17 protein-coding genes are annotated in these 23401 nt (G+C 72.8%); 5 read left to right on the top strand and 12 right to left on the bottom strand.

The annotated features are described in order from the left end of the window. Positions 1 to 14: 14 nt before the first annotated feature. The 7 genes from A4A78_RS09235 to A4A78_RS09205 form a co-directional block, all read right to left on the bottom strand. On the bottom strand, positions 15 to 488 hold the full coding sequence (locus tag A4A78_RS09235; protein ID WP_197466659.1) for a hypothetical protein: 474 nt from the start codon (positions 486 to 488) through the stop codon (positions 15 to 17). Positions 489 to 496: 8 nt separating this feature from the next. After that, positions 497 to 1036, bottom strand: coding sequence for a YdeI/OmpD-associated family protein (locus tag A4A78_RS09230; RefSeq protein ID WP_062948567.1), 540 nt, complete (start codon positions 1034 to 1036; stop codon positions 497 to 499). 1 nt (position 1037) lies between these two features. After that, positions 1038 to 2015, bottom strand: a complete 978-nt coding sequence (gene pheA / locus A4A78_RS09225) for a prephenate dehydratase (RefSeq protein WP_062948565.1) — start codon at positions 2013 to 2015, stop codon at positions 1038 to 1040. 43 nt (positions 2016 to 2058) lie between these two features. Then, the gene (locus A4A78_RS09220) at positions 2059 to 2607 is read right to left on the bottom strand and encodes a GNAT family N-acetyltransferase (protein WP_082835276.1); all 549 of its coding nucleotides are present in this window, start codon (positions 2605 to 2607) and stop codon (positions 2059 to 2061) included. Positions 2608 to 2624: 17 nt separating this feature from the next. Continuing rightward, positions 2625 to 4109, bottom strand: a complete 1485-nt coding sequence (locus A4A78_RS09215) for a DUF222 domain-containing protein (RefSeq protein WP_231881007.1) — start codon at positions 4107 to 4109, stop codon at positions 2625 to 2627. Between the two features lie 447 nt (positions 4110 to 4556). Next, the gene (locus A4A78_RS09210) at positions 4557 to 5075 is read right to left on the bottom strand and encodes a GNAT family N-acetyltransferase (protein WP_062948561.1); all 519 of its coding nucleotides are present in this window, start codon (positions 5073 to 5075) and stop codon (positions 4557 to 4559) included. A gap of 34 nt (positions 5076 to 5109) precedes the next feature. Further along, the gene (locus tag A4A78_RS09205; RefSeq protein WP_062948559.1) at positions 5110 to 5514 is read right to left on the bottom strand and encodes a GntR family transcriptional regulator; all 405 of its coding nucleotides are present in this window, start codon (positions 5512 to 5514) and stop codon (positions 5110 to 5112) included. Between the two features lie 79 nt (positions 5515 to 5593). Between A4A78_RS09205 and A4A78_RS09200 the strand changes: the two genes are divergently transcribed. Next, positions 5594 to 7588 (top strand): hypothetical protein, encoded by a 1995-nt coding sequence (locus A4A78_RS09200; protein ID WP_062948557.1) that lies wholly within the window; start codon positions 5594 to 5596, stop codon positions 7586 to 7588. On the opposite strand, the gene A4A78_RS09195 is transcribed toward A4A78_RS09200, so the two are convergent. The 3 genes from A4A78_RS09195 to glsA are packed head-to-tail and all read right to left on the bottom strand — an operon-like array spanning position 7589 to position 10992. Beyond that, complete coding sequence (locus tag A4A78_RS09195; protein ID WP_062948555.1) at positions 7589 to 9070, bottom strand: glycosyltransferase; 1482 nt, start codon at positions 9068 to 9070, stop codon at positions 7589 to 7591. Next, complete coding sequence (locus tag A4A78_RS09190) at positions 9067 to 9897, bottom strand: DUF5926 family protein (protein WP_062948553.1); 831 nt, start codon at positions 9895 to 9897, stop codon at positions 9067 to 9069. Before A4A78_RS09190 ends, A4A78_RS09195 begins: the two co-directional genes overlap by 4 nt. Positions 9898 to 9939: 42 nt before the next feature. Next, positions 9940 to 10992: a glutaminase A gene (glsA, locus tag A4A78_RS09185; protein ID WP_062948551.1), complete on the bottom strand. Its 1053-nt coding sequence runs from the start codon at positions 10990 to 10992 to the stop codon at positions 9940 to 9942. Positions 10993 to 11204: 212 nt separating this feature from the next. On the opposite strand from glsA, the gene pulA reads away from it, so the two are divergent. Continuing rightward, on the top strand, positions 11205 to 17105 hold the full coding sequence (gene pulA / locus A4A78_RS09180; RefSeq protein ID WP_062948549.1) for a pullulanase-type alpha-1,6-glucosidase: 5901 nt from the start codon (positions 11205 to 11207) through the stop codon (positions 17103 to 17105). 10 nt (positions 17106 to 17115) lie between these two features. On the opposite strand, the gene A4A78_RS09175 is transcribed toward pulA, so the two are convergent. Both A4A78_RS09175 and A4A78_RS09170 read right to left on the bottom strand, forming a co-directional pair. Beyond that, entirely contained in the window at positions 17116 to 17295 is a 180-nt protein-coding gene (locus tag A4A78_RS09175) for a hypothetical protein (protein ID WP_062948547.1), read from the bottom strand. 118 nt (positions 17296 to 17413) lie between these two features. Next, complete coding sequence (locus tag A4A78_RS09170) at positions 17414 to 19030, bottom strand: NAD-dependent epimerase/dehydratase family protein (RefSeq protein WP_062948545.1); 1617 nt, start codon at positions 19028 to 19030, stop codon at positions 17414 to 17416. Positions 19031 to 19267: 237 nt separating this feature from the next. On the opposite strand from A4A78_RS09170, the gene A4A78_RS09165 reads away from it, so the two are divergent. The 3 genes from A4A78_RS09165 to adhP all read left to right on the top strand — a co-directional run bounded on the left by A4A78_RS09165 (position 19268) and on the right by adhP (position 23280). Then, positions 19268 to 20530 carry a hypothetical protein gene (locus A4A78_RS09165; protein WP_062948543.1) on the top strand — a complete coding sequence of 421 codons (1263 nt, stop codon included), beginning with the start codon at positions 19268 to 19270 and terminating at the stop codon, positions 20528 to 20530. 94 nt (positions 20531 to 20624) lie between these two features. Beyond that, positions 20625 to 22148, top strand: coding sequence for an aldehyde dehydrogenase family protein (locus A4A78_RS09160; protein WP_062948541.1), 1524 nt, complete (start codon positions 20625 to 20627; stop codon positions 22146 to 22148). A gap of 109 nt (positions 22149 to 22257) precedes the next feature. Continuing rightward, the gene (gene adhP, locus A4A78_RS09155) at positions 22258 to 23280 is read left to right on the top strand and encodes an alcohol dehydrogenase AdhP (protein ID WP_062948539.1); all 1023 of its coding nucleotides are present in this window, start codon (positions 22258 to 22260) and stop codon (positions 23278 to 23280) included. Positions 23281 to 23401 lie beyond the last annotated feature (121 nt).

The following is a 23401-nucleotide window of genomic DNA, read 5'->3' as shown; positions in this document are numbered from 1 at the left end:
CGGGAGCCGGCGGTTCAGGCGTCGGGATCCTCGAGCCGGGTTCCCCGCTCCTCGTCCCAGACGAGCTGCGTGCGCGGGCCCCACCAGGTCGCCGCTCCGTGCGCCAGGTTCTCGAAGGGCAGGGGCACTCCGCGCACCGCCTCGCCGTCCTGGTGGAAGACGTACAGGACCTCCTGCGTGGAGTAGCGCTCGCCGGTCTCGACGACCACCCCCGACTCCTCGTTGATCGTCGTCGCGGGCGTGCCGATCGTGTAGACGGTGAAGCGGTCCCAGTCGAACTCGTCGCCGATGGCCGTGGCGACGTCACGCGGCTCGTGGTCCTCGCCGACCGCGATGACGGCATCGGTGAGACCGCTGCTCGCAGCCACCTCGATCTCCCGTCGGCGCCCAGGCAGGAGCCCGCAGCCGCCGAGGACCAGGCCGACCCCCGAGAAGACGGCGACGGCCGCGAGATCACGTCGCGAACTGCGGCGCTGCAGCACTGCCACCGTTCCGCTCACTCCCGCAGCTTGCCGCTGCGGGCGAGCTCCGGGTCGGTGCAGGAGGAGAGGTCGAAGCAGCAGGGGCGGCGCGAGCCGTTGCGGAGCTTGTCGATGGAGACGTCGACCCTCTTCGCGCGGGTGCTCTCGCTGCGGGTCGAGCCGACCCAGCGCACCCACTCCCAGCGCGCCATCGGAGTGAGCGACGGCCACGTCTCGGCGAGGTCATCGGCGTCCTCGAGCGCGGTGGCGAGGTCGGCGGGGACCTCCGGCTCGGGCCAGTCCTTCGTGGTGGTGAGGGTGAACTCGACGGTGCTGCCCTCGCTCGCCTCGAGAGTATCGACGAGCTCCGCGGCGAGGTCGAGCCAGTGCCCCTTGCGCCCGTCGGGCTCGACGACCAGGTCGCGCTCGTGTCCGTCGAGGGAGGCGTGCACGGCGACCTGCCCGCGGGAGGGCAGCTGCGCGCTCGCCTCCTCGGGCAGCGGCAGGATCAGCCGCTCGTCGATCGCGCGCACCTGGGCGGTGCCGGTGACGGTGACGGGTGCCTTCGGGGCCATCTCAGATCTCCGTGGTCGGATCGGCGGGGGTGATCATGCCGGTGAGGCGCTCGAGCCAGTCGTGCGCCTCGTCGTAGGCGCCGTCGGCGAAGTCCTCGCGCACCTCGGGCTGCTCGCCGTCGACCCGCGGGTAGGAGCCGAGGTAGTGCACCACCGGGCAGAGGCGGTGCAGGGAGCGCAGCGCCGCGGAGACCCGCCGGTCCTCGATGTGTCCCTCGAGGTCGAGGGAGAAGGAGTACCGGCCCAGGAAGTCGCCGACGGGCCGGGACTCGATCCGGGACATGTTCACGCCGTTGGAGCCGAGGATCTCGAGCGCCTCGAGCAGGGCGCCGGAGCGGTTGTGCGGCAGCTGGATCACGACCGTGGTCTTGTCGGAGCCGGTGCGGGCGGGGATCCGGCCTTCTCGGGTGACGAGCACGAAGCGGGTGATCGCGCCGGCATGGTCCTCGATCCCGTCGGCGAGGACGGTGAGGCCGAAGTGCTCCGCCGCCAGCGGCGAGCAGACCGCGGCGCGGCCCCAGGCCCCGTCCTCGCTCATGCTCGCGAGGTCGCGGGCCGCGGCGGCGGTCGAGGAGGCGGCGGCGATGTTCGCGTCGGGCACGTTGCTGCGCAGCCAGCCCTGCACCTGCGCCTGGGCGTGCGGGTGGGAGGAGACGGTGGTCAGCTGCTCGAGCGCGGTCTGCTCGCGGGCGGCGAGCACGAAGGTGATCTGCACGGTCTGCTCGGCGACGATCGTGATGGAGTCGGTCGCGGCGAGCACGTCGAGGGTCCCGGAGACGCCGCCCTCGACGGAGTTCTCGATCGGGGCCATGAGCGCGTCGATGTCTCCGGCAATCAGGTCGGTGGTGGCGGTGGCGACCGACGCGAAGGGCACCAGCTCGGGCTCCGTGGCCCGGAACTCCTCGGGGATCTCCGTGAGCGCCTGGAGGAGTGCCTGGTGGGTGAAGGTCGTCTCGGGACCGAGGAATCCGTACCGCATGGGGGAAGGGTACTCGGGTGCCTCGAACGGGCCGCGGTCCGTGTCAGCGCTGCACTGGCCGCTCGCCCTCGCCGATCCAGTAGCGGCGCTTCCCGTCGCGGATGTCCTCGAGGGTGCCGCCTGCGCCCTCGATGGTGCGGCGGGAGGCGGTGTTGTCGGTGTCGCAGGTGATCAGCACGGGGTCGATGCCGAGCCCGGCCGCGATCTCCAGACCCTGCGCGAGGGCCGCGGTGGCCACGCCCCGGCGGCGAGCACCGGGGCGGACGGAGTAGCCGATATGCCCTCCCACCTCGAGGAGGAAGGGCGTGAGCTGGTGGCGGACGGCGAGGAAGCCGAGCACCTCGCCGGTCGCGGTCTCTCGAATCCAACGGCTCGTGCAGTGGACCCAGCCGTCGGCGAGCTCCGTGGAGGGGTCCTCCTCCGCCAGGCGCCGGGCGACGAACTCGCTGAGCTCGTCGTCGGTCCGCGGCGTGCGGGAGGGGTCGGTGATGCCGGATCCGTCCACGGCCGTCCCGGCGAAGTCGGCGAGGCAGTCCGAGACCTCGTCGCGCAGGGCGAGGGTCGGGAGCACGAGCTCGATGTCCACAGGCATCGGATGATCGTACGGGGTCAGAACGGCGGACCCTGCTCCCAGTACTCGCCTCTCTCGTCCTCGGGGTCGGGCGGTGGGTCGTGCAGAGGGTCCGCCGGTCCCCACTCCTGCAGGATCCGGTCGATCTCGCCGATCGCCTGCATCTGGTCGAGGTCCCGGTGCCAGCAGAACTCCTCCCACGACTCCATGAGCGCCTTCGCGTGGTGGGGCGCGGCGAGGTCACCACGGGGTGCGACGCGGGTGGTGATCAGAGCCGGGGAGCCGACCGTCCAGGTGGTGGCGCCGTCGGGCTCCCGCACGGGATCGATGCGCCCGGCGGTCTTCAGATCGTGGTGCCTCCAGTCGAGGCGGTGGAGGTTGTGGAGGCTGGTCGGTCCGCCGCGGGCGGGACCGGCGTGGTCGAACTCCTCGATGTGGTCGTTCTCGGCGTCGTCGGTGGTGGTGTGCGTGCAGCAGGGGGCGGCGCAGCGCGGGTGCAGAAGCCGCAGATGCTCCACCTGCTCGGCGGAGGGGCGGTAGCGCTCGGCGGGCAGCGGGAGGAATCCGCCGTCCGCGGGGTCGGCGAAGACGCGGTGCCAGACAGGCTCGGCGGCAGCGAGGTCGCGGGCCATCTGCGCGGGCAGCGGGTGGATCCCGTCGTACAGGGCCGGGGTGTCGCTGAGGCCCATCAGGGTGAGGACGGGGACGACGATGTTCACGCGGTGCCGCGGCGCAGGGATCTCGACCCCGCCGGTATCGAGCTCGGTGCGCAGGAGGATCGCATAGCGCAGCGCCGCCTGGCTCATGGCCTTCCCGTCGCGGGCCACGTCCCCGTCGAGGTCGAAGGGGATCGGCTCGCCCCGCTCGAGAGCGCGGCGCTGACGCGCCTGGACGGTCTTCGCGGAGCGGTCGAGGCGCCGGGCGAGGTCGAGGATCTCGGGGATCGGGCCGGTGATGCGCAGACAGGCGGTGCCGTCGTCGTGCAGGGAGTTCTCGAGGGACACGTCGCGCAGCGACTCGGGCTGCGGGGCGCTCATCTCGCGGTCGAACCAGGAGCGCAGCTGGCGCAGCTCGTCGCGGAAGCGGTCCGCTGGCACGGAGGCAAGATCCCAGGAGGCGATGATCTCGTCGACCTGGGCGCGCTGGACGGCGGTGAGGTCGCGGACGGCCTTCAGCATGCGCGTGTGCCATTCGACGGGCATGTCCCCGGCGGCGAGCCGTTCGAAGGTCGCGGGCATCTCGGTGACGGCGGTGTGCGCGTCCGCGATCCGGTAGGACGCGATCGCGGTGGTGGTGCGGGTCGCGATCGCGACGGCGAGGCTGCGCTCCTCGCGGTCGTCGTCGAGGTCGGGGTCCTCGTGGTCGATCCAGAAGGGGGCGAGGTCGGCGAGCCGGCGCGCGTGGCGCCGGGAGTCCTCTCGCTCCTCCTCGAGCAGGCGCGCGATGGTGCGAGCGTCGGCGCCGGGCTCGACGCCGCCGCGGCGCAGGAGGGAGTCCTCGGTGAGCCGGGCACGTGCCCGCACGCGGGCACGGGGAGGGGCCGTCGCGGTGCGCGGCACAGGGCCGCGCGAGGCGGGAGCGCGGGAGGCCGAGGGTCCGGACGACGGTCCGTCCGACGAGCTGCGTGAGGACCGTGCAGTGGCGGGAGACGGCACGGGCCTAGGGTCCGTCGTGGTCATCGCCCCCACCTCCTCGTGGACTCGTCGTCGATGCCGCTGTGCTGGGTGTTCCAGCTGGTCATCACCCTACGGACCCACCCTGACATTCGAAGCGGCCAGGCGCCACGGGCCGTCGGAAGATGTGGATTCGGAGGCGTTGTGGAGGAACGGTCGCGGGGCGTCAGGAGTCGAGCGGAGGCGGAGCGTCGCGACGGGGTCCGCCCGCCGAGGAGTCGTCCCCGCGAACGGGGCACGGCACGCCGCGGGGCCGTCGGCGCGAACGGGCGGCGTGGCGCCGAGCTGCGTTCGTGCCTACGCCCGCAGGTCCAACACCCATCGCTCAGCCCGACGCGGGCCGCCAGCGGGGTGCGGGACGAGCTCTCCCGTCGGCCGGGCGCCGAGAGTGCGGGCCACTGACTGCGAGGCGGTGTTGTCCGGGGCGATCAGGAGCACGGCCTCGGTCGTCGTCGTCCCGCGCCGTGCAGGCAGATCCCGCGCCCGGTCGGCCAGTGCGGCCGCGAGCGGCGCCCCCATGCCGCAGCCCCGGGCCTCTGCGAGCAGCCAGTAGGTCAGCGCCACCTGGCCCGGTTCGACTCCCGGGGCGAGCCGGTTCAGCCCTCCCCCGCCGAGCAGCCGGCCGCTGCCAACCTCGAGTGCCGCGAGCTCGACGACCGGGCCGTCCTCGCGCCAGCGCGCGCAGCGGGCGAAGAACTCCTCGAGGCGCTCCCGGTCCCAGGGGCGGCCGACGATCTCCCTGGCCAGCGCCTCGTCCTGGCCGGTGAGGATCTCCTCGGCATGGCGCGGGCCCAGGCGCTCGAGGCGGATCCTCACGCCGCGCGGCTCGACGACCGACTCCTGGGCCGCCTCACTGCGCGCCCGCGCTCTCCCCCGCGAGCACCGCCCGCACGGTCGCGAGGATCTCGACGTCGCGGGCGCCGCGGGTGCGGGCCTCGGCGACGGGGCCGGCGAACAGGGAGAGCAGCGCCGGATCGACGGGGCCGCCGTCCTCGCGCTCGGCGGTCTCGGCCTCCCGTCGGGCGTTCTCCACGGCGCCGGGCGCGATCGTCGTGCCCGCGCCGCGGCGGGTGACGATGATCTGCGCCTCCTCGAGCATCTTGTAGGCGCGGGCGACGGTGCCCGCGGCGAGGCCGAGGTCCGCGGCATGCGCCCGGATGGCGGGGAGCCGGTCGCCGGGACGCAGCTCGCCGCCGCGCACCTGCTCGAGGATCTCGCGACGGACCTGCTCGTACGGGGGCTGGGGTGAGGGCATGAGGACACGATAGGCGGAGGACGTGGAGGCCTCGTGCACGTCACGGCCGGTGTCGAGGAGCGCCCCGTAGCATCGGGGCGTGCCCGCCTCCCCCGCCCGCTCCGCCTCCCTGCCCGTGCCCCGCGCCCTCCGGGTGCTGCTGCTCGCGCTCCTCGCCGCGCTCGCGCTGCTGCCGGGCGCCTCCGCACGGGCCGACGGCGGCGCGGAGGCCGACGCACCCGTGCGCCTGGTCATCGCGACCGCGGGGCTGACCTGGGAGGACATCGACGCGGAGAGCACGCCGACGCTGCAGTGCCTCGCGGACCGCTCCGGCGTGGGCGCCATGAACACCACCTCCACCACCGTCGTCTCCACGAAGCGGCAGGGGCTGGAGACGCTGCACACCGGCTACCGGGGCCTGGCCGAGGAGGCGCCGCGCACCAGCGGCATCCCCACCCCGCCGACCGACCAGTGGGAGCAGCTGCCGGGCGAGGTGACCGAGACCGACGACCCCGCCGCTGTCGCCGGCGCGCTCCAGGACGGGGACGTGGTCGAGCTGATCACCCCGTCGGTCCCCGACCACGACGACCTCTCGCGCGAGCAGGCGCTCACGGAGCTCGACGGCGCCGTCGCCGCGGCGCTCGAGGACCTCGGCGGCTGCGAGGCCGCGGACCTGCAGCGCACCCTGCTGGTCTCCGTCGCCGCGACCGACCCCGAGCATCCCGAAGAGGTCGAGCGCACCGGCGCGGTCGCCTCCCGCACCGTCGGCCTGCAGGTCGCGATGGACACCGCCCTGCCCGGCCAGGCCCTGACCTCCGGCGCCACCAAGCAGACCGGCGTCGTGATGATCACCGACGTGGTCGCGACCGTGCTCTCCTCCCACGACGCGAGCGCCGACGGGCTGATCCCCGGCCAGCCCTTCCGCGGCACCGACAGCGAGGAGGCGCAGCAGCTCGCCTGGGACCGCTCCGAGGCGGCCCGGCTGGTGGATGCCGCGACCGTCCCCGCGCTCGGGTCCTGGCTCGCCCTCGGCGTGATCGGCCTCGTGATCGTGCTGGTCCCGGAGCTCGCCCGACGCCAACGCCTCGCCGCCGTCGGCCGGGCGCTCGCGGCGGTCGCGCCGCTCGCCCTGCCGGTGGGGCTGTGCGCCTCGCTGGTGCCGTGGTGGCGGGCCGACAGTCCGACGCTCGCCCTCGCGGGCGTGGTCTGGGGCGGGTGCGCGCTGCTGTCCGTGCTCGTGCTCGCCGGGCCCTGGCGCCGCAGCCGATTCGGCCCCGTCGGCGTCTCCGCGGCGCTGGTCGCGGGGATCATCCTGGCCGAGTCCGCGTTCGGCTCGCGGCTGCAGCTCTCCTCTCCGCTCGGGGCGCAGCCGATCTCCGGCGGGCGCTTCTACGGGCTGTCCAACCACCTCTTCGGGATGGTGCTGGCCGCGGCGATGATGGCGCTGCTGTGCCTGTTCACGGCGGTGCGGACACCCCGGGCGCGGGTGCTGTGGACCGTCGGCGTCGGCCTCGCGGTGGCCGCTGTGTGCGTCGCGCCGTCGATGGGTGCGGACTTCGGCTCGGGCCTCGCCACGGTCCCGGCGTTCGGGCTGCTCGCGCTGCTCGTCTCCGGGATCCGGCTGCGGGTGTGGCACGTGCTCACCCTCGGCGTCGGCGGGGCGGCGGCGGTGCTGTCGGTGTCCTTCCTGGACTGGCTGCGCCCGCCCGAGGACCGCACCCACCTGGGGCGCTTCATCGACGAGCTGCTCAGCGGCGAGCTGCTCTCCGTGATCGTGCGCAAGCTGGCCCAGAACATCCAGATGGCGACCGGGTACTGGGCGCTCGCGCTGGTGCTGGTGCTCGCGGTGCTCGCCTCGATCGCGATCCTCATGCCGCGCCGGCTGCGGTGGCGGCGGCTCGCCGCGCTCGATGCGGCCCACCCCGTCGCGCACCGGGTGCGGATCGCGCTCGTGGTCGGGGCGTGGGTGGGCTACGCCGTCAACGACACCGGGCCGGTGCTGATCGCCGCGATGTTCGGGATCTGGCTCGCGCTGCTGCCGCCGACGCTGCCGGACCCGCTCCCGGCCGACGGGACGACGGAGCAGCGCGTCTGATCAGCTGTTCTCGGCGTCGACCGCGGCGTGCACGACCAGGGAGGTGTACTCCTCCGGCGCGAGCGGCGCGGTGAGCGAGGCGGGGATCTCCGGCTCCCCCACCTGCAGGTGGGAGGCGATGATCACCGCGTGCGCCGGCTCGAAGCGGCCCTCGACGGGCGCGGCGTCCAGACGCTCGGCGAGCTGCTCGAGATCGGTGCCGGCGAGATAGACGATGTCGTCGGGCGCGAAGTCGCCCTCGACCTTCAGGGCGCGCAGCAGCGCGTCGAGCTCGGCCGGGTCCACATCGCCCAGCGCCCGGGTCTCGTCGTCGGAGAACTCGCCGTCGACGGGGAGGTCCGCGAGGGTGAGCCGTCGCTGCTCGGCCAGCTCGGCGTCCGGCTCGTCGAGGTCCGCGAGGCCGGCCCAGACCTTCGCCTCGTCGTGGTCGGGACGGCCGGTGGGGAGCGGGGCGGGGGTTCCGGCCGACGGGGCGGGGTCCGCCTCCGGCGTCGTCGCCTCGTCCGCCGCGGGGGCGGCCTCCGTGGTCGGCGTCGTCTCCGTGTCGGCTGTCGACGGAGCCTCGGACGGGGCGGCGTCCTGGCTCTCGGACGTCGTCGCCGGGAGGGCCGCGGGCGTCTCCGCCGCCGCGGTCTCCTCCCCCTCCTCCTCGATCTCCGGGCTCAGGTGGCGCGTGCGGGCGAGCGCGCGCAGCACGTCGCGCAGCTGGGCGGCGCGGTGCAGGCGGCCGCGCAGGTCGTTGCCGGTGGCGCGGTGGTGGAGATCGGCGGGGACCTCCTTGACCCAGAAGCCGGCGGTCAGCGCGTCGATCGTCAGCGAGGTCTCCACGCCCCAGCCGGGGGCGAGGGGCTGGCAGGCGTCCCAGGTCTCGCGGGTGATGCAGCGGGTGCCGGACAGCGGCTGCGTCGCCTCCCAGCCGGTCGCGCGGAGGATGCCTCGGCGGGCGGTGCGCACCACGACGCCCATCCCGCCGGCGCCCGACTGCGGCGGCAGCAGCGCGATCGCCATGTCGACGCCCTCGCCGAGGACCGCCTCGACCAGCGGCTGCGCGGCGGCGGCGCTCTCCCCCATGTCCGCGTCGAGGAACAGCAGGGCGCGGGGCTCGGAGGCGCGGTCGTCGATCACGGGCAGCGGGCCGGTGTGGCCGGGCGAGCGGGGTTCGGCGTGCAGCTCCTCGGAGAAGTCCGCCCCGCCGTCGGCCCGCTCGGCGCCCTCCTGGATCGCGACCATCTGCGCGCCGGTCGCCATCGCCGCGGCCTTGCCGCGGTTGGTCTTGTGCCGCACCACCAGGGCGTCGGCCCCCATCGCCACGGCGGAGGTGGCGTCGGACGAGCCGTCGTCGACGACGACCACCAGGTCGACCCCCGGGATCCCCCGGGCCGACGCGATGGTCGCCTCGATCCGCTCCGCCTCGTTCTTGGCGGGGATCACGACGGCGACCCGCTCGGGGCGGTGCGCCGTCAGCGGCCCCGCGGCGCTCATCGCAGCGTCACCTGACGGGCGACGATGCCGCCCCGGGCGCGACGCTCGATCGCGGTGAGCGGCTCGGTGGAGGTCAGCGCCTCCTCGAAGCGGGCGCGGAAGGACTCGGCCTCCGCCTCGGCGGCCTCGACCCCGGCGCCCTTGGGCAGGTCCCAGACGGGGATCGACAGACCCTCGGCGCGGAAGGAGCCGACGTACTTCGCGCCCTCGCAGAGCGCGGACTCGCGGCGGGCGTGGAGGCGGGTGACGGCGTCGATGACGCGGTCCTCGTCGGCGTCCAGCACCCAGCGCACGTGCTCCTTGGGGCCGGCGTCGACCCAGTAGGCGTGGGGCAGGCCCTCGACCGGGCGGGTGGGCATGATCGAGTCGTTCGCCTGGGTGATCGCCTGCTCGATCTCGCCGGTGCGCTCGGCGCTCGGGTCGAGCCAGAACTCGAAGGTGTCCTGGACCCGGATCGCGAAGTCGCCGGAGAGGTCCAGCACGTCCTGCAGGCGCGGGGAGTCGTCCTCGAGGGTGACGGAGGTGATCGGGTTGCCGGGCTCGAGCGCGACCGCCTGGCGGATCGCCTGGCCGAGCCCGCGGGAGAGGTCGCCGCCGGGGAACGGGGCCTGCACGCCGACGGTGACGGTGCCGTCGGTGCGGCGCACGGCGGGCCAGGCCATCGGCAGGATCGTGGCGAGCTCGACGTCGACCGCGCCGTACTCCTCGGTGGTCCTCGCCGACATGGTCGCCGCGGGGATCAGCTGGCGCATCGCGACGAGGTCCTGCTCGTTGGGCAGGCCCTCGAAGGGGCGACGGACCAGCTCGTTGCGCGAAGGGGAACTCATGGCGGCGAGTCTACCGATCGGGAACGTGCTCCCGCATCGTGCTCACGGATGCGTCCCCGCGTCCATCAGCTCGCGGGCGCACTCCTCGAGATCGCGCGGCTCGACGCCATCGAGCATGTGGAGGGCGAAGTCGGCGCTGAGCCGCTCGAAGAAGAGCGTGCCGCGCACGGAGTTGCCGTGCAGGTCCAGCTGCGGGGCATAGCTCGCGACCCCGAAGCGTGAGGGCAGGCCCGCGATGATCCCGCCGCCCACCCCGGACTTCGCCGGCAGGCCCACGTCGCTGACCCAGTCGCCGGCGTTGTCGTACATGCCGCAGGTGAGCATCACCGAGAGCACCTGGCGGGCGGCGACGCGGGAGAACACCTCCTGGCCGGTGAGCGGGTTCGTGCCGCCGGAGGCGAGGGTCGCGGCCATGACGGCGAGGTCGGTGACGGTCGTGAGCACCGAGCAGCCCTCGATGTAGCCGTCGACCACCTCGATCGCGTCCTCCCTCATCGAGCCGGCGGCGCGCAGCATGTAGGCCAGCGCGTAGTTGCGGTCGGCGCTCTTGAGCTCCTCGCGCCAGGTCACCTCGTGCGGGGCGAGCGGGCGGCCCGCCGCGGCGTCGAGCACCGCGCGCAGCCGCTGCGTGCGCTCCTCCCGGGTGGTGCCGAGCATGGCGTGGGTGCGGATCGCACCGATGTTGACCAGCGGGTTCTTCGGCTTCTTGGTGTACGGGTCAAGGCTGAGGGCGTTGAACTCCTCCCCCGTCGGCTCCTCGTCGACGAGGGATTCGACATACTCCGCGCCGTGCAGGTCGATCGCCGCGCCGTAGGCGAACGCCTTCGAGATGGACTGCATCGGGAAGGCGTGCCCGGTGCCCGAGGCGGTGATCTCGCCGTCGATCGTGCAGACGGCGACGCCCAGGTGATCCTCCCGGGCGCCGGAGAGGAAGGACAGCTCGGGGATGTCGCCATCCTCCTCCGCGCTGCCGGAGATGCCGCGGTCGGGGAGCACCAGGTCGCCGGGGCCGTGCGCATCGGCGACATCGGAGGTCTGCGCGGAGGCGAGGGCCGCGGTGAGTCGGTCGAGGTACGTGGTCAGTGCGCTGGTCACTCCTCGACGGTACCGCCCCCACCGCCCTGAAAGTTCTTGCAGGTTCTGCGGGTTCCCTTGAGCGTGCGACCTGGCCCGCCTACGGTGGTCGACGCGTCGGCCGCACAGGAGCGGCAGATGCACTGCAAGTTCTTGCAGGTCGGGTGCTCCGCACCGCCTGCCTCTCCCGTCGGCCCCGGTCGACGCTGCTGCCCGGACAGAGGAGTCCCCGCATGTCGATCCAGCCCTCCGCCCGCCCGATGAGAACCCGTCTGCTCGCGATCGCCGGAGCACTGGCGATGGGCACGGCGACGATGCTGAGCACCGCCCCGCTCGTGCACGCCGTCGGCCCCGGGCAGCCGGTGCTCACGGGCTCCCTGCAGGACGAGCTGGGCTGCGGCGAGGACTGGGACCCGGCCTGCGAGGCCACCGCCCTTTCCCCCACCGACACGGCCGGGCAGTGGGAGTCGACCTTCGAGGTGCCTGCCGGGCAGTTCGAGGTCAAGGCCGCGATCGGCGGCGGCTGGGACGAGGCCTACGGCCTGGACGGCGGGGAGGACAACATCCCGCTGGCCGTCGCTGCGCCCGCCGAGATCACCTTCCGCTTCGATGCGGAAACCTCGCGGCTGTCCGTCGAGTTGGCCGAGCAGGACGGGGAGTACACCGAGGCGGACGACGAGCTCGCCGCGGCCCCCTACCGCCATCCCGGCGGCGGGCAGACCTTCTATTTCGTGCTCACCGACCGCTTCGAGAACGGCGATCCGAGCAATGACACCGGCGGCCTCGAGGGAGACCGCCTCGACCACGGCTTCGACCCCACCGACAAGGGCTTCTACCAGGGCGGGGACATCGCCGGGCTCCACTCGCAGCTCGACTACATCGAAGACCTGGGGATGAGCGCCATCTGGCTGACCCCGTCCTTCACGAACAACCCCGTGCAGGGCGAGGGCGCGGACGCGAGCGCCGGCTACCACGGCTACTGGATCACCGACTTCACCACCATCGACCCGCATCTGGGCACCAACGAGGAGCTCAAGGCGCTGATCGAGGACGCGCACTCGCGCGGCATCAAGGTGTACTTCGACATCATCACCAACCACACCGCGGACCTCATCGACTACGAGGAGGGCGAGTACGGCTACGTCGACCAGGCCACCGCCCCCTACCTCGACCAGGACGGGAACCCGGTGGACGTCACGGCACTCGCCCAGTCCCCGGACTTCCCGGCCTTCGATGCGGAGACCTCGTTCCCCTACACCCCGGTCCGCTCGGAGCAGAACCGAGTGATGGTCCCCGAGGCGCTCAACGACGTGACGATGTACCACAACCGCGGCAACTCGACGTGGGAGGGCGAGTCCGTCACCTTCGGCGACTTCGACGGCCTCGACGACCTGATGACCGAAGACCCGCGCGTGGTCGAGACGATGACGGACATCTACACCACCTGGATGGACTTCGGGATCGACGGATTCCGTATCGACACCGTCAAGCACGTCGACTTCGCGTTCTGGCAGACCTTCACCTCCGCCCTGGTCGACCACCAGGCCGCGACCCCGGCCGGGGACCAGTTCTTCACCTTCGGCGAGGTGTACGACGCCGACGCGACGCTGCTGTCCCCCTACGTGCGGGACACCGAGATGGACTCGGTGCTCGACTTCGCCTACCAGGCCTCCGCGACCAACTGGGCCAAGGGCTACACCGCGCAGGGCATGGCCGGGCTGTTCGCCGCCGACGACCACTACACGACCGCCGACTCCTCCGCCGCGGACCTGCCCACCTTCCTGGGCAACCACGACATGGGCCGCATCGGGAACCTGCTCAGCAGCTCCGACCGGCTCGACGAGCGCGCCGCCTTCGCGCACGAGACCATGCTGCTGACCCGCGGCCAGCCCGTCATCTACTACGGCGACGAGCAGGGCTTCGTGGGCGACGGCAACGACAAGGACGCCCGTCAGTCGATGTTCGCCAGCCAGGTGCCGTCCTACCTCGACGACACCCTGATCGACGGCACCCCGTACGGGAGCGGCGAGCACTTCTCGACCGAGACGCAGCTGTACCCGCTGATCAGCGAGCTCGCCACACTGCGCGGCGAGACGCCTGCGCTGTCCACGGGCGCGCAGATCGAGCTGTACGCCGAGGACGGCGCCGGCGTCTACGCCTTCTCCCGCGTGAACCGCGACGAGAAGATCGAGCACCTGGTGGCGCTGAACAACGCACCCGAGGAGCGCACCGTCACCCTCACCGCCCTCACCCCGGGCGCGAGCTACTCGCCGCTGTACGGCGACCACGCCCCGGTGACCGCCGCGGCCGACGGGACCCTCGAGCTCACGGTCCCCTCGCTCGGCGCGGCGGTCCTGGTGGCCGATCAGCCCGTCGCCCCGGCCGGTGACGCGCAGGCGATCACCCTGGATCTGGCCGACGGCGGAAAGGTCGAGGGACACGCCCCGATCTCCGCGACCGTGGCCCAGGACCGCTGGGCCGAGACCTCCTTCAGCTGGCGGGCGGCCGGTGAGACGGCGTGGACCCCGCTCGGCACCGCCGAGGACGACACCCCGCGGATCTTCCACGACGTGGCGGACCTGCCCGTCGGCACCCTGATCGAGTACCGCGCCGTCTCCACCGACGCGAGCGGCGCGCGCGTGGCGGACTCCGTCACCGCGGTGGTGGGCGCGGACCTCTCCGCGACCGGCTCCCAGGACGGGAACAGCGGCGGCGAGGTCGACGGGCAGACAGTGACCCTGCCCGGCTCGCACAATGCGGCGATGGGCTGCGCGGGCGACTGGCAGCCCGACTGCACCTCCGCCCAGCTGGACCTGGACGCCGACTCCGGCAAGTACACCGGCACCTTCGACCTGCCCGCCGGCGACTACGCCTTCAAGGTCGCCATCGGCGGCAGCTGGGACGAGAACTACGGCGCAGGCGGTGTGCCCGGCGGCGGCGACATCACCTACACCCACGACGGCGGGCCGCTCACCTTCTGGTACGACCCGGTCACGCACGTCGTGCAGAACAGCGCCCAGGGCCCCTTCCTCACCCTCCCCGGCTCGATGAACGCCGCGCTCGGCTGCCCCGAGGACTGGATGCCCGGGTGCATGCGCACCTGGATGCAGGACGCCGACGGCGACGGGATCTACACCTTCTCCACCGAGGACCTGCCCCGCGGGTCCTACGAGGTGAAGGTCGCCCATGGTGGATCGTGGGCGGAGAACTACGGCGTGGACGGCGTGCCCGACGGCGCCAATCACACCTTCTCGACCCAGGACGGAGACATCGTGACCTTCGAGTACGACCCGGCCACCCATCAGCTGACCATCGAGGCCTCCGATTCGCTGACCGCGGGCTCCGGCAAGCAGCTGGCCCACTTCGTCGACACGGACACGATCGCCTGGCCCGCCGACCTCGTGGCCGATGCGGGCGCGACCCGCTGGGAGCTGTTCACCGCGCCCGGCGGCGGGATCTCCGCCGACGGCGACGAGGTCACCGGTGGGAGGAGCCTCGGCGAGCTGACCCTGCGGGACGGCGGCCTCGCCGAGGACGAGCTCGTCGGCCGCGCGCACCTGGACGGCCACCTCGCCCTCGACCTGCCCGAGCTCGAGCGCGGAGTGCTCGAGAAGGCGCTGCGCGGCCAGCTGGTCGTCGCCCAGCACGGCCCGGACGGACTCGAGGTGCTCACCGGGCTGCAGATCCCCGGCGTGCTCGACGCGCTCTACGCCGAGGCCGCCGCGGAGCAGCAGCTCGGTGCGAGCTGGGAGGACGGCGCGCCGAGCCTCGCGCTGTGGGCGCCGACCGCCCGCGCCGTCACCCTGCAGCTGCACGGCCCGGCGGACGAGGCGACCGCCCCGTCGGACCCCGTGCGGACGTACCCGATGCGGCGCGGCGCGGACGGCGCGTGGACGTTCGAGGGCAGGAGGCACTGGACCGGCCAGGCCTATACGTTCGCGGTCGAGGTGTACGTGCCCGCCCTCGACCAGGTCGTCACCAACGTCGTCACCGACCCGTACTCCGTGGGCCTGACCGTGAACTCGACACACTCGGTGCTCGTGGACCTGGACGACCCGCGCTGGGCGCCCGAGGTGTGGACCGACACGCCCGCCCCCGAGGTCGCGCAGTTCGCCGACCAGACCATCTACGAGATGCACCTGCGGGACTTCTCCGCCGGCGACGAGGCGCTGCCCGAGGGGATCCGCGGCTCCTACGCCGCCGTCGGCCACCCGGACTCGGCGGGCTCCGCGCGCCTGGCCGAGCTCGCCGAGGCGGGCATGACCACCGTGCACCTGCTGCCCACCTTCGACATCGCCACCATCGAGGAGGACCGCGCCGCACAGCTGCGCCCGGACATCCCCGCCGACGCCGGCCCCGCCTCCCCCGCGCAGCAGGAGGCCGTCGCGGCCGTCGCGGGCGAGGACGCCTACAACTGGGGCTACGACCCGCTGCACTACATGGCGCCCGAGGGCTCGTACGCGACCGAGGGCCACCAGATCGGCGGCGAGCGCACCCGCGAGTTCCGCGCCATGGTGGGCGAGCTGCACGGCATGGGCCTGCAGGTCGTGCTCGACCAGGTGTACAACCACACCGCCGCGCACGGGCAGTCCGAGCGCTCGGTGCTCGACCGCATCGTCCCCGGCTACTACCAGCGCCTGGACCTCGCCGGCGGCGTCGAGAACTCCACCTGCTGCTCGAACATCGCCACCGAGCACGCGATGGCGCAGAAGCTGATGGTCGACTCGACCGTGACCTGGGCGCGGGACTACGGCGTCGACGGCTTCCGCTTCGACCTCATGGGCCATCACAGCCGCGAGAACATGCTCGCCGTGCGCGAGGCGCTGGACGAGCTGACCCTCGAGTCCGACGGCGTGGACGGCAAGGGCATCTACCTCTACGGCGAGGGCTGGGACTTCGGCGAGGTCGCCGGCAACGCCCGCTTCACCCAGGCCACGCAGGGGCAGCTGGGCGGCACCTCGATCGGCACCTTCAACGACCGGCTGCGCGACGCCGTCCACGGCGGCAGCCCCTTCGACACCGACAAGCGCACCTCCCAGGGCTTCGGCAACGGGCTCGCCACCATGCCCAACGGCCACGCCGAGGTGGGCGAGGCGGAGCAGCTGACCGACCTGCGTCACCGCACCGACCTGATCCGGCTCGGGATGGCGGGGAACCTCGCCGACTACGAGCTGCTCGGCTCCACCGGCGAGGTGGTGCGCGGCGATCAGCTGGACTACAACGGCGCCCCGGCCGGGTATGCGACGGCGCCCGAGGAGACCGTGAACTACGTCGACGCGCACGACAACGAGGCGCTGTACGACATGAACGTGTGGAAGCTGCCGCAGGACGCCCCGATGGACGTGCGCGTGCGGATGAACACGCTCTCGCTCGCGACCGTGGCGCTGGGGCAGTCGCCCTCCTTCTGGGCCGGCGGCACCGACCTGATGCGCTCGAAGTCGCTGGACCGCGACAGCTACGACTCCGGCGACCACTTCAACGCCATCGACTGGACCGAGCAGGACAGCGGGTACGCGAACGGCCTGCCGCCCGAGGGCAAGAACGGCGAGGCCTGGGACCTGATGGTGCCGATGCTCGAGGACCCGGCGAAGAACCCCGCCCCCGAGGACATCGCGTCCAGCAGCGAGGTCACCCTGGACCTGCTGCGCCTGCGTTCCTCCACGCCGCTGTTCACCCTCGGCGATGCGGAGCTGATCCGCCAGAAGGTCACCTTCCCGAACGCCGGTCCCGAGGCGACCCCGGGCCTGCTCGTGATGCGGATCGACGACACCGTCGGCCCCGACGTCGACCCGGCGCTCGACGGCGCGGTCACCGTCTTCAACGCCTCCGACGAGCCGCTCACCGAGCAGATCGAGCACATGGCCGGACTCGGGTACGAGCTGCACGAGGTGCAGGCCAGCGGCGCCGACGAGGTCGTCAAGGGCGCGAGCTGGGACGCGGAGACCGGGACCGTGAGCGTGCCCGCGCACACCGTCGCCGTGTTCGTCGCCGAGCAGGGCACGGGCGAGGACGGGAAGCGCACGGGCCCGCCGGCGCACGCCGGACAGCCGGGGAAGCCCGGGCACGTTGGGGAGCAGGGCCCGCCCGCTCACTCGAACGGCAAGGCGAAGGGGCGCGCCGCGGGCGAGGGGTGAGCGGGAGCGCTCAGCCGTCGCACTCCGACGGCTCCACGGGGACGCCGGACAGGCGGATCACCGTGGAGCCGGGCACGGAGTACAGCTGGAGGCGCGCGCCGTCGGGGCGTGTCGTGTCGAAGCCGTAGGCGGGGGCGCCGCTGCGGCGGCCCGCGTCGCCCACGGGGTCGAAGCCGTGGGATCGCGTCATGCGGCGCGGCGGAGCCCGTCGCCATGGACAGCGCTGCGGTGAGACGGTCGAGGTACAGGGACAGGGAGGTCGGTGCGCTCGTCACGCACCGACCACACCGCCCTGCGCCTCGTCCCTCTCATTCCGGCGGGTCGAAGGTCCCGCGGTCGGTGCGGAACGCACGCCGGCGGGCGTAGGCGTGGACCGCTTCGAGCTGCTCGAACTGGTGCAGCGCCTGCTCGGCGAGCTCGCGGAACCGGTCCTCGTCCAGTCCGAGCTCCTGGGCGTTGTCGGCGAGGGTGAGCCAGCTGCCCCGCTTGCCGATCACCGCGCTGCGCATCAGCTCCGCCTCGAGCACCATCGTCATCGGGGAGCGCGCGACGAGCCGCCCGTTGCTCTTCAGACGGCCCGCATGCTCGCCGAGCCAGGCCGCGGCCTGCCGGTAGCGCCGGCGTCGCAGTCCTAGGTCGTCGATCAGCTGGTGGAGGAAGCGCCGCTCGGCACGGATCTGCTCGGCGATCGAAGAGAGCACGGGGTGGACGGGCGTGTCCACGAAGTCGGCGGCCATCCGGTCGATGCGGGCTGCGCCGGCGGCGGCCCCGGTGAGGTGGTCGGACAGGTAGAGCCCGAGCAGCCCGGTGTCGATCCGCGGCGAGGCCCCGGCGTCGCCGCCCGCGCCCTCGCCCGCGGAGGTCCCGTCGACCGCGAGGCGCGCCCGTCGGCTGTCGCGCGCACGCATCGGCACCGAGCCGGTGCCCCGGCCGTCGGCCATCCCCTCGAGCAGCTCGGAGAGGGCGTCGGCGGCGCTGTGACGGGGCCGCCAGCCCAGCTCGCGGTCGGCGCGGGCGTTGTCCATCACGGGGACGTTCATGCCCATGTCCAGCCATCCGGGGTCCGCGGCGACCAGACCTGCGCGGTGCGCTGTGGCGAGCGCGGCGCGCACCGCGGGCACGGGAAGCTCGATCGCTCGCCCCGTGCCCACGAGGTGAGCGAGGTCCCGCACGTCGAGTACATCGTCCGCGCAGATGTTGAAGGCGCCGGGCACCTCTGCCACGGCCGCGGCGGCGTATGCCTCGGCGACGTCGCGGGCGTGCACCGCCTGGATCCGCAGCCCGCGCGGCAGCGGGAGCAGCGGCGGCCGCCCGGCGCGCAGCAGCTGCACGGGCATCCATCGGCCCAGGAAGTAGCGCTGGATCTCGGAGCCGGCGTCCCCCTGGAAGATCAGCGCGGGGCGCAGGCGCGTGAGCGTCATCGCGGGGTGCATACGCTCGATCTCGTCGAGGACCTGCTCCTGGGCGACCTTGTCCACGCTGTAATGGGAGGTGCGCACGCCGCCCGTAGGCCACGACTCGTCACGGACCTCCCGTCCCGGGGACGGAGAATAGGCACCGACCGAGGAGGCGACCACCAGGGTGCCGACCCCCGCCTCCGCGGCGGCCCGGCCCACGTGAGCCGTCCCGTCGACGTTCACCCGGCGCAGGAGGTCCCGGTGAGAGTTGGGCTGGATCAGCCAGGCGAGATGGATGACGGCGTCCGCTCCACGCAGCGCCTCGGTGAGCTCGGCGATCGCCTCCTGCGCAGGCGTCGCGCCCCCGATGTCGATCGCGGCCCACTCCGCGCTCGCGTACGGCTCCTCGGTGCGCACGGGGAGACGCCGCGCGATTCCGAGGACCGAGGTGACCTCGGGCCGGCGGGCGAGGGCTGCGAGCACCTCGGTCCCGACGTTCCCGGTGGCTCCGATGACGGCGACTCTCATGGCGTGCTCCTCCTCTGACCACCGGGTATGCGGTGGGGCGATGGCACCTGCGGTCTCCTCCCAACCTAGGTCGCCGGGACCGCACGGAGAAGGGAAGGGCTCGGACGCCGACCGCTCGGTCTCCTCCCGTCCCCGTGTCCGGCCGCGCCGGATCTCGTTGCGACCCCTCCCTCGCCGGGGTACCGTCATCGCACCTGTGGCACGAACGACGACGAGGTGGATCGTGAGCGAGGCAGGATGACCGTGACCGACTGGTCGCCGACGAATTCCGACTACCAGGCGCAGCTGCGGCGAGCGCACGAGGATCTGCGCGCTCAGAGCGTCCCCGACGAGACGCCGTGGCCTGTGCGCGCCCCGGTACTGGACTCCTGGCGGCGCTCGCTGGCCGCACTGCCCGACGGCACGGGCACCGCACGCGCCGTGCTCGAGGGCGACGAGCTCGCCCGGGCGCGCCGCGCGCATCCCTTCTCCGCGATGCTGCCGCTGCTGCGCTCGCGACTGATCGAGCCGGCCGTCGACGCGGGGCTCATGGTCGCGCTCGGCGACGCGGAGGGCCGGCTGCTCTGGGTCGAGGGCCGCTCCTCCGTGACCTCCCGAGCCGATGCGATGGGCTTCGCCGCCGGCGCCGACTGGTCCGAGCCCGCGATGGGCACCTCCGCCCCCTCGCTCGCCCTCACCACCGGCTCCCCCACCCAGGTGGTGGGCGCCGAGCACTTCAACGAGGCGGTGCATCCGTGGAGCTGCAGCGCCGTGCCGGTGCTGGACCCGCGCACCGGGTCGACGATCGGGGTGCTCGACGTCACCGGCAGCGCGGACGCGGTCGCGCCCCTGGTGCTGCCGCTGCTCCAGGCGACCTCGCGCGCCCTCCAGGCGGAGCTGCGCGCGCAGGGCGCGGGACGCGCCCCCGCCGCACCCGCCCACCTGCTGCTCACCGGGCGCCGCACCCCGCAGCTCCTCCTCGGCGAGGACGCCGTCGAGCTGAGCGGCCGCCACGCCGAGCTGCTGACCCTCCTGCACCTGGCCCCCGACGGGGTGCGTGGAGCGGAGCTCGCCGAGGACCTCCACGGCGGCGCCTCCGCCGAGAGCACCGTCCGCGCCGAGGTGGTGCGCCTGCGGCGCGTGCTCGAGGTGAACGGCGGGCCCGCGATCGCCTCACGCCCCTACCGACTTCAGGGCGAGGTCGACAGCGACCTGCAGCAGACACGGTCCGCCCTCGCGCGCGGCGACCTGGACACGGCGCTCGCACACTGGAGCGGCGAGCTGCTGCCCGGTTCCGACGCTCCCGTGATCCGCCGTCTGAGCGCCCAGGTGGACGACCATCTGCGAGAGCTCGTGCTCGGGAGCGGCGGCGCCGCGCAGCTGTGGGCCTACGCGCAGCGGCCCGAAGCCGCGCACGACCTCGAGGTGCTCATGACGATCCTGCAGATCGCCCCGGCCGACGCCCCCGAGCGGACGGCCGCCGCGACCCGGGCTCGGGAGCTGCGGGGCGAGACGGCCTGACGTCGCGGTCGCAGCGCCCGCGCAACGTGCATGCAACGTGATGTGGATTACGTTCTACGCACCGACGACGACGTCGACCGCAGAAGGGAACGCCATGACTGTCTACGCACACCCCGGCACGGAGGGCTCGAAGGTCACCTTCAAGCCCCGCTACGAGAACTACATCGGCGGGCAGTGGGTGCCGCCCGTGAAGGGCGAGTACTTCGAGAACCCCACCCCCGTCACCGGCCAGATCTTCACCGAGGTCGCCCGCTCCACCGCCGAGGACGTCGAGCTCGCCCTCGACGCCGCCCACGCCGCCGCCCCCGCCTGGGGGAAGACGTCGGTCGCCGAGCGCGCGGTGATCCTGAACAGGATCGCGGACCGCATCGAGGAGAACCTCGAGATGCTCGCCGTCGCCGAGACCTGGGACAACGGCAAGGCGATCCGCGAGTGCCTGAACGCTGACCTGCCGCTGGCGGTGGACCACTTCCGCTACTTCGCCGGCGCGATCCGCGCCCAGGAGGGCGCGCTCTCCCAGATCGACGACGACACCGTCGCGTACCATTTCCACGAGCCGCTCGGCGTGGTCGGCCAGATCATCCCCTGGAACTTCCCGCTGCTGATGGCGGTGTGGAAGCTCGCCCCCGCCCTCGCCGCCGGCAACGCCGTCGTGCTCAAGCCCGCCGAGCAGACCCCCGCCTCGATCCTGGTGCTCGCCGAGCTGATCGGCGACCTGCTGCCCGAGGGCGTCCTGAACATCATCAACGGCTTCGGCGTCGAGGCCGGCAAGCCGCTCGCCTCCAACAAGCGCATCGCCAAGATCGCCTTCACCGGCGAGACCACCACGGGCCGGCTCATCATGCAGTACGCGAGCCAGAACCTCATCCCGGTCACGCTGGAGCTCGGCGGCAAGAGCCCGAACATCTTCTTCGAGGACGTCGCCTCGCAGGACGACGCCTACTACGACAAGGCGCTCGAGGGCTTCGCGATGTTCTCCCTGAACCAGGGCGAGGTGTGCACCTGCCCCTCGCGCGCCCTGGTGCAGGAGAGCATCTTCGACTCCTTCGTCGCCGACGGGCTGAAGCGCGTCGAGGCCACGAAGCAGGGCGACCCGCTGGACACCGACACCATGATCGGCGCGCAGGCCAGCAACGACCAGCTCGAGAAGATCCTCTCCTACATCGACATCGGCAAGCAGGAGGGCGCCGAGCTGCTCACCGGCGGCGAGCGCGCCGACCTCGGCGGCGACCTCTCCGGCGGCTACTACGTCACCCCCACCGTGTTCCGCGGCGACAACTCCATGCGGATCTTCCAGGAGGAGATCTTCGGGCCGGTGCTGGCGCTGACCTCGTTCAGCGACTACGACCAGGCGATCTCGATCGCGAACGACACCCTGTACGGGCTGGGCTCAGGCGTGTGGAGCCGGCAGCAGAACATCATCTACCGCGCCGGCCGCGCCATCCAGGCCGGACGCGTATGGGTGAACAACTACCACTCCTACCCGGCGCACTCCGCGTTCGGCGGCTACAAGTCCTCCGGCATCGGCCGCGAGAACCACCTGATGATGCTCGACCACTACCAGCAGACCAAGAACCTCCTGGTCTCCTACTCGGAGAACAAGCTCGGCTTCTTCTGAGCCGACCCACCCCGCAGCATCCACCCCGCTACCGCAGCGGCCCCTCGACGATCTGTCGACGGCCCGCCCTCACCCCCTGCCCGAGAACGGGCCGACCAAGGAGCACGAGATGACCACCACCATGACCGCCGCCGTCGTCCACGAGTTCGGGAGCGACCTCGCCGTCGAGGAGTACACCCTCCCCGAGCCCGGACCGGGCCAGGCCCTCGTCAAGCTGATCTCCTCCGGCGTGTGCCACACCGACCTCCACGCCGCCGAGGGCGACTGGCCCGTCAAGCCGTCCCCGCCCTTCGTCCCCGGCCATGAGGGCGTGGGCACGGTCGAGAAGGTCGGCGAGGGCGTCACCGACGTGAAGGTCGGCGACCTGCTCGGCAACGCCTGGCTGTGGAGCGCCTGCGGCGACTGCCAGTACTGCCGCACCGGCTGGGAGACCCTCTGCGAGGAGCAGCAGAACGGCGGCTACAGCACCGACGGCTCCTTCGGCCAGTACATGCTCGTGGACACGAAGTTCGCCGCCCGGATCCCCGAGGGCGCCGACCCCTACGAGATCGCCCCCGTGCTGTGCGCCGGGGTGACGGTCTACAAGGGGCTCAAGCGCACCGAGGTGCAGCCCGGGCAGTGGGTCGTGATCTCCGGGATCGGCGGGCTCGGCCACATCGCGGTGCAGTACGCGGTCGCGATGGGGATGCGCGTGATCGCGGTGGACATCGCCCAGGAGAAGCTCGACCTCGCCACCAAGCACGGCGCGGAGATCGTCGTGGACGCGAGCCAGGTCGACCCGGTCGAGGCGATCCAGGAGCAGGTCGGCGGCAGCCACGGCGTGCTCGTCACGGCCGTGCACCCCAAGGCGTTCGGGCAGGCGATCGGCATGACCCGCCGCGGCGGGACGATCGTGTTCAACGGCCTGCCCCCCGGGGACTTCCCCGCCCCGATCTTCGACATCGTGCTGAAAGGCCTGACGATCCGCGGCTCGATCGTCGGCACCCGCCAGGACCTCGCCGAGGCGATCGAGTTCTACGCGGCCGGGAAGATCCACCCCACCTATTCCCGCCGCTCGCTGGAGGACATCAACCAGATCTTCGGCGAGATGAGGGAGGGGAAGATCGACGGCCGCGTGGTCATCGAGTACTGAGCAGGACATCCAGAGACCGGGCCCGGCGGGGGCGGAGCAGCAGCTCCTCCCCCGCCGGGCCTGGTCCGCGTCTACCCTGGGAGCGGGAGCGACCCTCGCTCCGGCGCGACGAGGCGCCGAC

Source organism: Brachybacterium sp. sponge, from assembly GCF_001613775.1.
In the GTDB taxonomy this organism is placed as follows: Bacteria; Actinomycetota; Actinomycetes; order Actinomycetales; family Dermabacteraceae; genus Brachybacterium; species Brachybacterium conglomeratum.
This window is presented reverse-complemented; position numbering and strand designations above follow the sequence as displayed.

What these genes read in the sequence shown, in the direction of transcription:
- A4A78_RS09230 (WP_062948567.1), bottom strand. Translation starts at nt 1,036, where the DNA reads ATGGCCCCGAAGGCACCCGTCACCGTCACCGGCACCGCCCAGGTGCGC.
- pheA (WP_062948565.1), bottom strand. Translation starts at nt 2,015, where the DNA reads ATGCGGTACGGATTCCTCGGTCCCGAGACGACCTTCACCCACCAGGCA.
- A4A78_RS09220 (WP_082835276.1), bottom strand. Translation starts at nt 2,607, where the DNA reads ATGCCTGTGGACATCGAGCTCGTGCTCCCGACCCTCGCCCTGCGCGAC.
- A4A78_RS09205 (WP_062948559.1), bottom strand. Translation starts at nt 5,514, where the DNA reads ATGCCCTCACCCCAGCCCCCGTACGAGCAGGTCCGTCGCGAGATCCTC.
- A4A78_RS09195 (WP_062948555.1), bottom strand. Translation starts at nt 9,070, where the DNA reads ATGAGCGCCGCGGGGCCGCTGACGGCGCACCGCCCCGAGCGGGTCGCC.
- A4A78_RS09190 (WP_062948553.1), bottom strand. Translation starts at nt 9,897, where the DNA reads ATGAGTTCCCCTTCGCGCAACGAGCTGGTCCGTCGCCCCTTCGAGGGC.
- pulA (WP_062948549.1), top strand. Translation starts at nt 11,205, where the DNA reads ATGTCGATCCAGCCCTCCGCCCGCCCGATGAGAACCCGTCTGCTCGCG.
- A4A78_RS09175 (WP_062948547.1), bottom strand. Translation starts at nt 17,295, where the DNA reads ATGACGCGATCCCACGGCTTCGACCCCGTGGGCGACGCGGGCCGCCGC.
- A4A78_RS09170 (WP_062948545.1), bottom strand. Translation starts at nt 19,030, where the DNA reads ATGAGAGTCGCCGTCATCGGAGCCACCGGGAACGTCGGGACCGAGGTG.
- A4A78_RS09165 (WP_062948543.1), top strand. Translation starts at nt 19,268, where the DNA reads ATGACCGTGACCGACTGGTCGCCGACGAATTCCGACTACCAGGCGCAG.
- A4A78_RS09160 (WP_062948541.1), top strand. Translation starts at nt 20,625, where the DNA reads ATGACTGTCTACGCACACCCCGGCACGGAGGGCTCGAAGGTCACCTTC.
- adhP (WP_062948539.1), top strand. Translation starts at nt 22,258, where the DNA reads ATGACCACCACCATGACCGCCGCCGTCGTCCACGAGTTCGGGAGCGAC.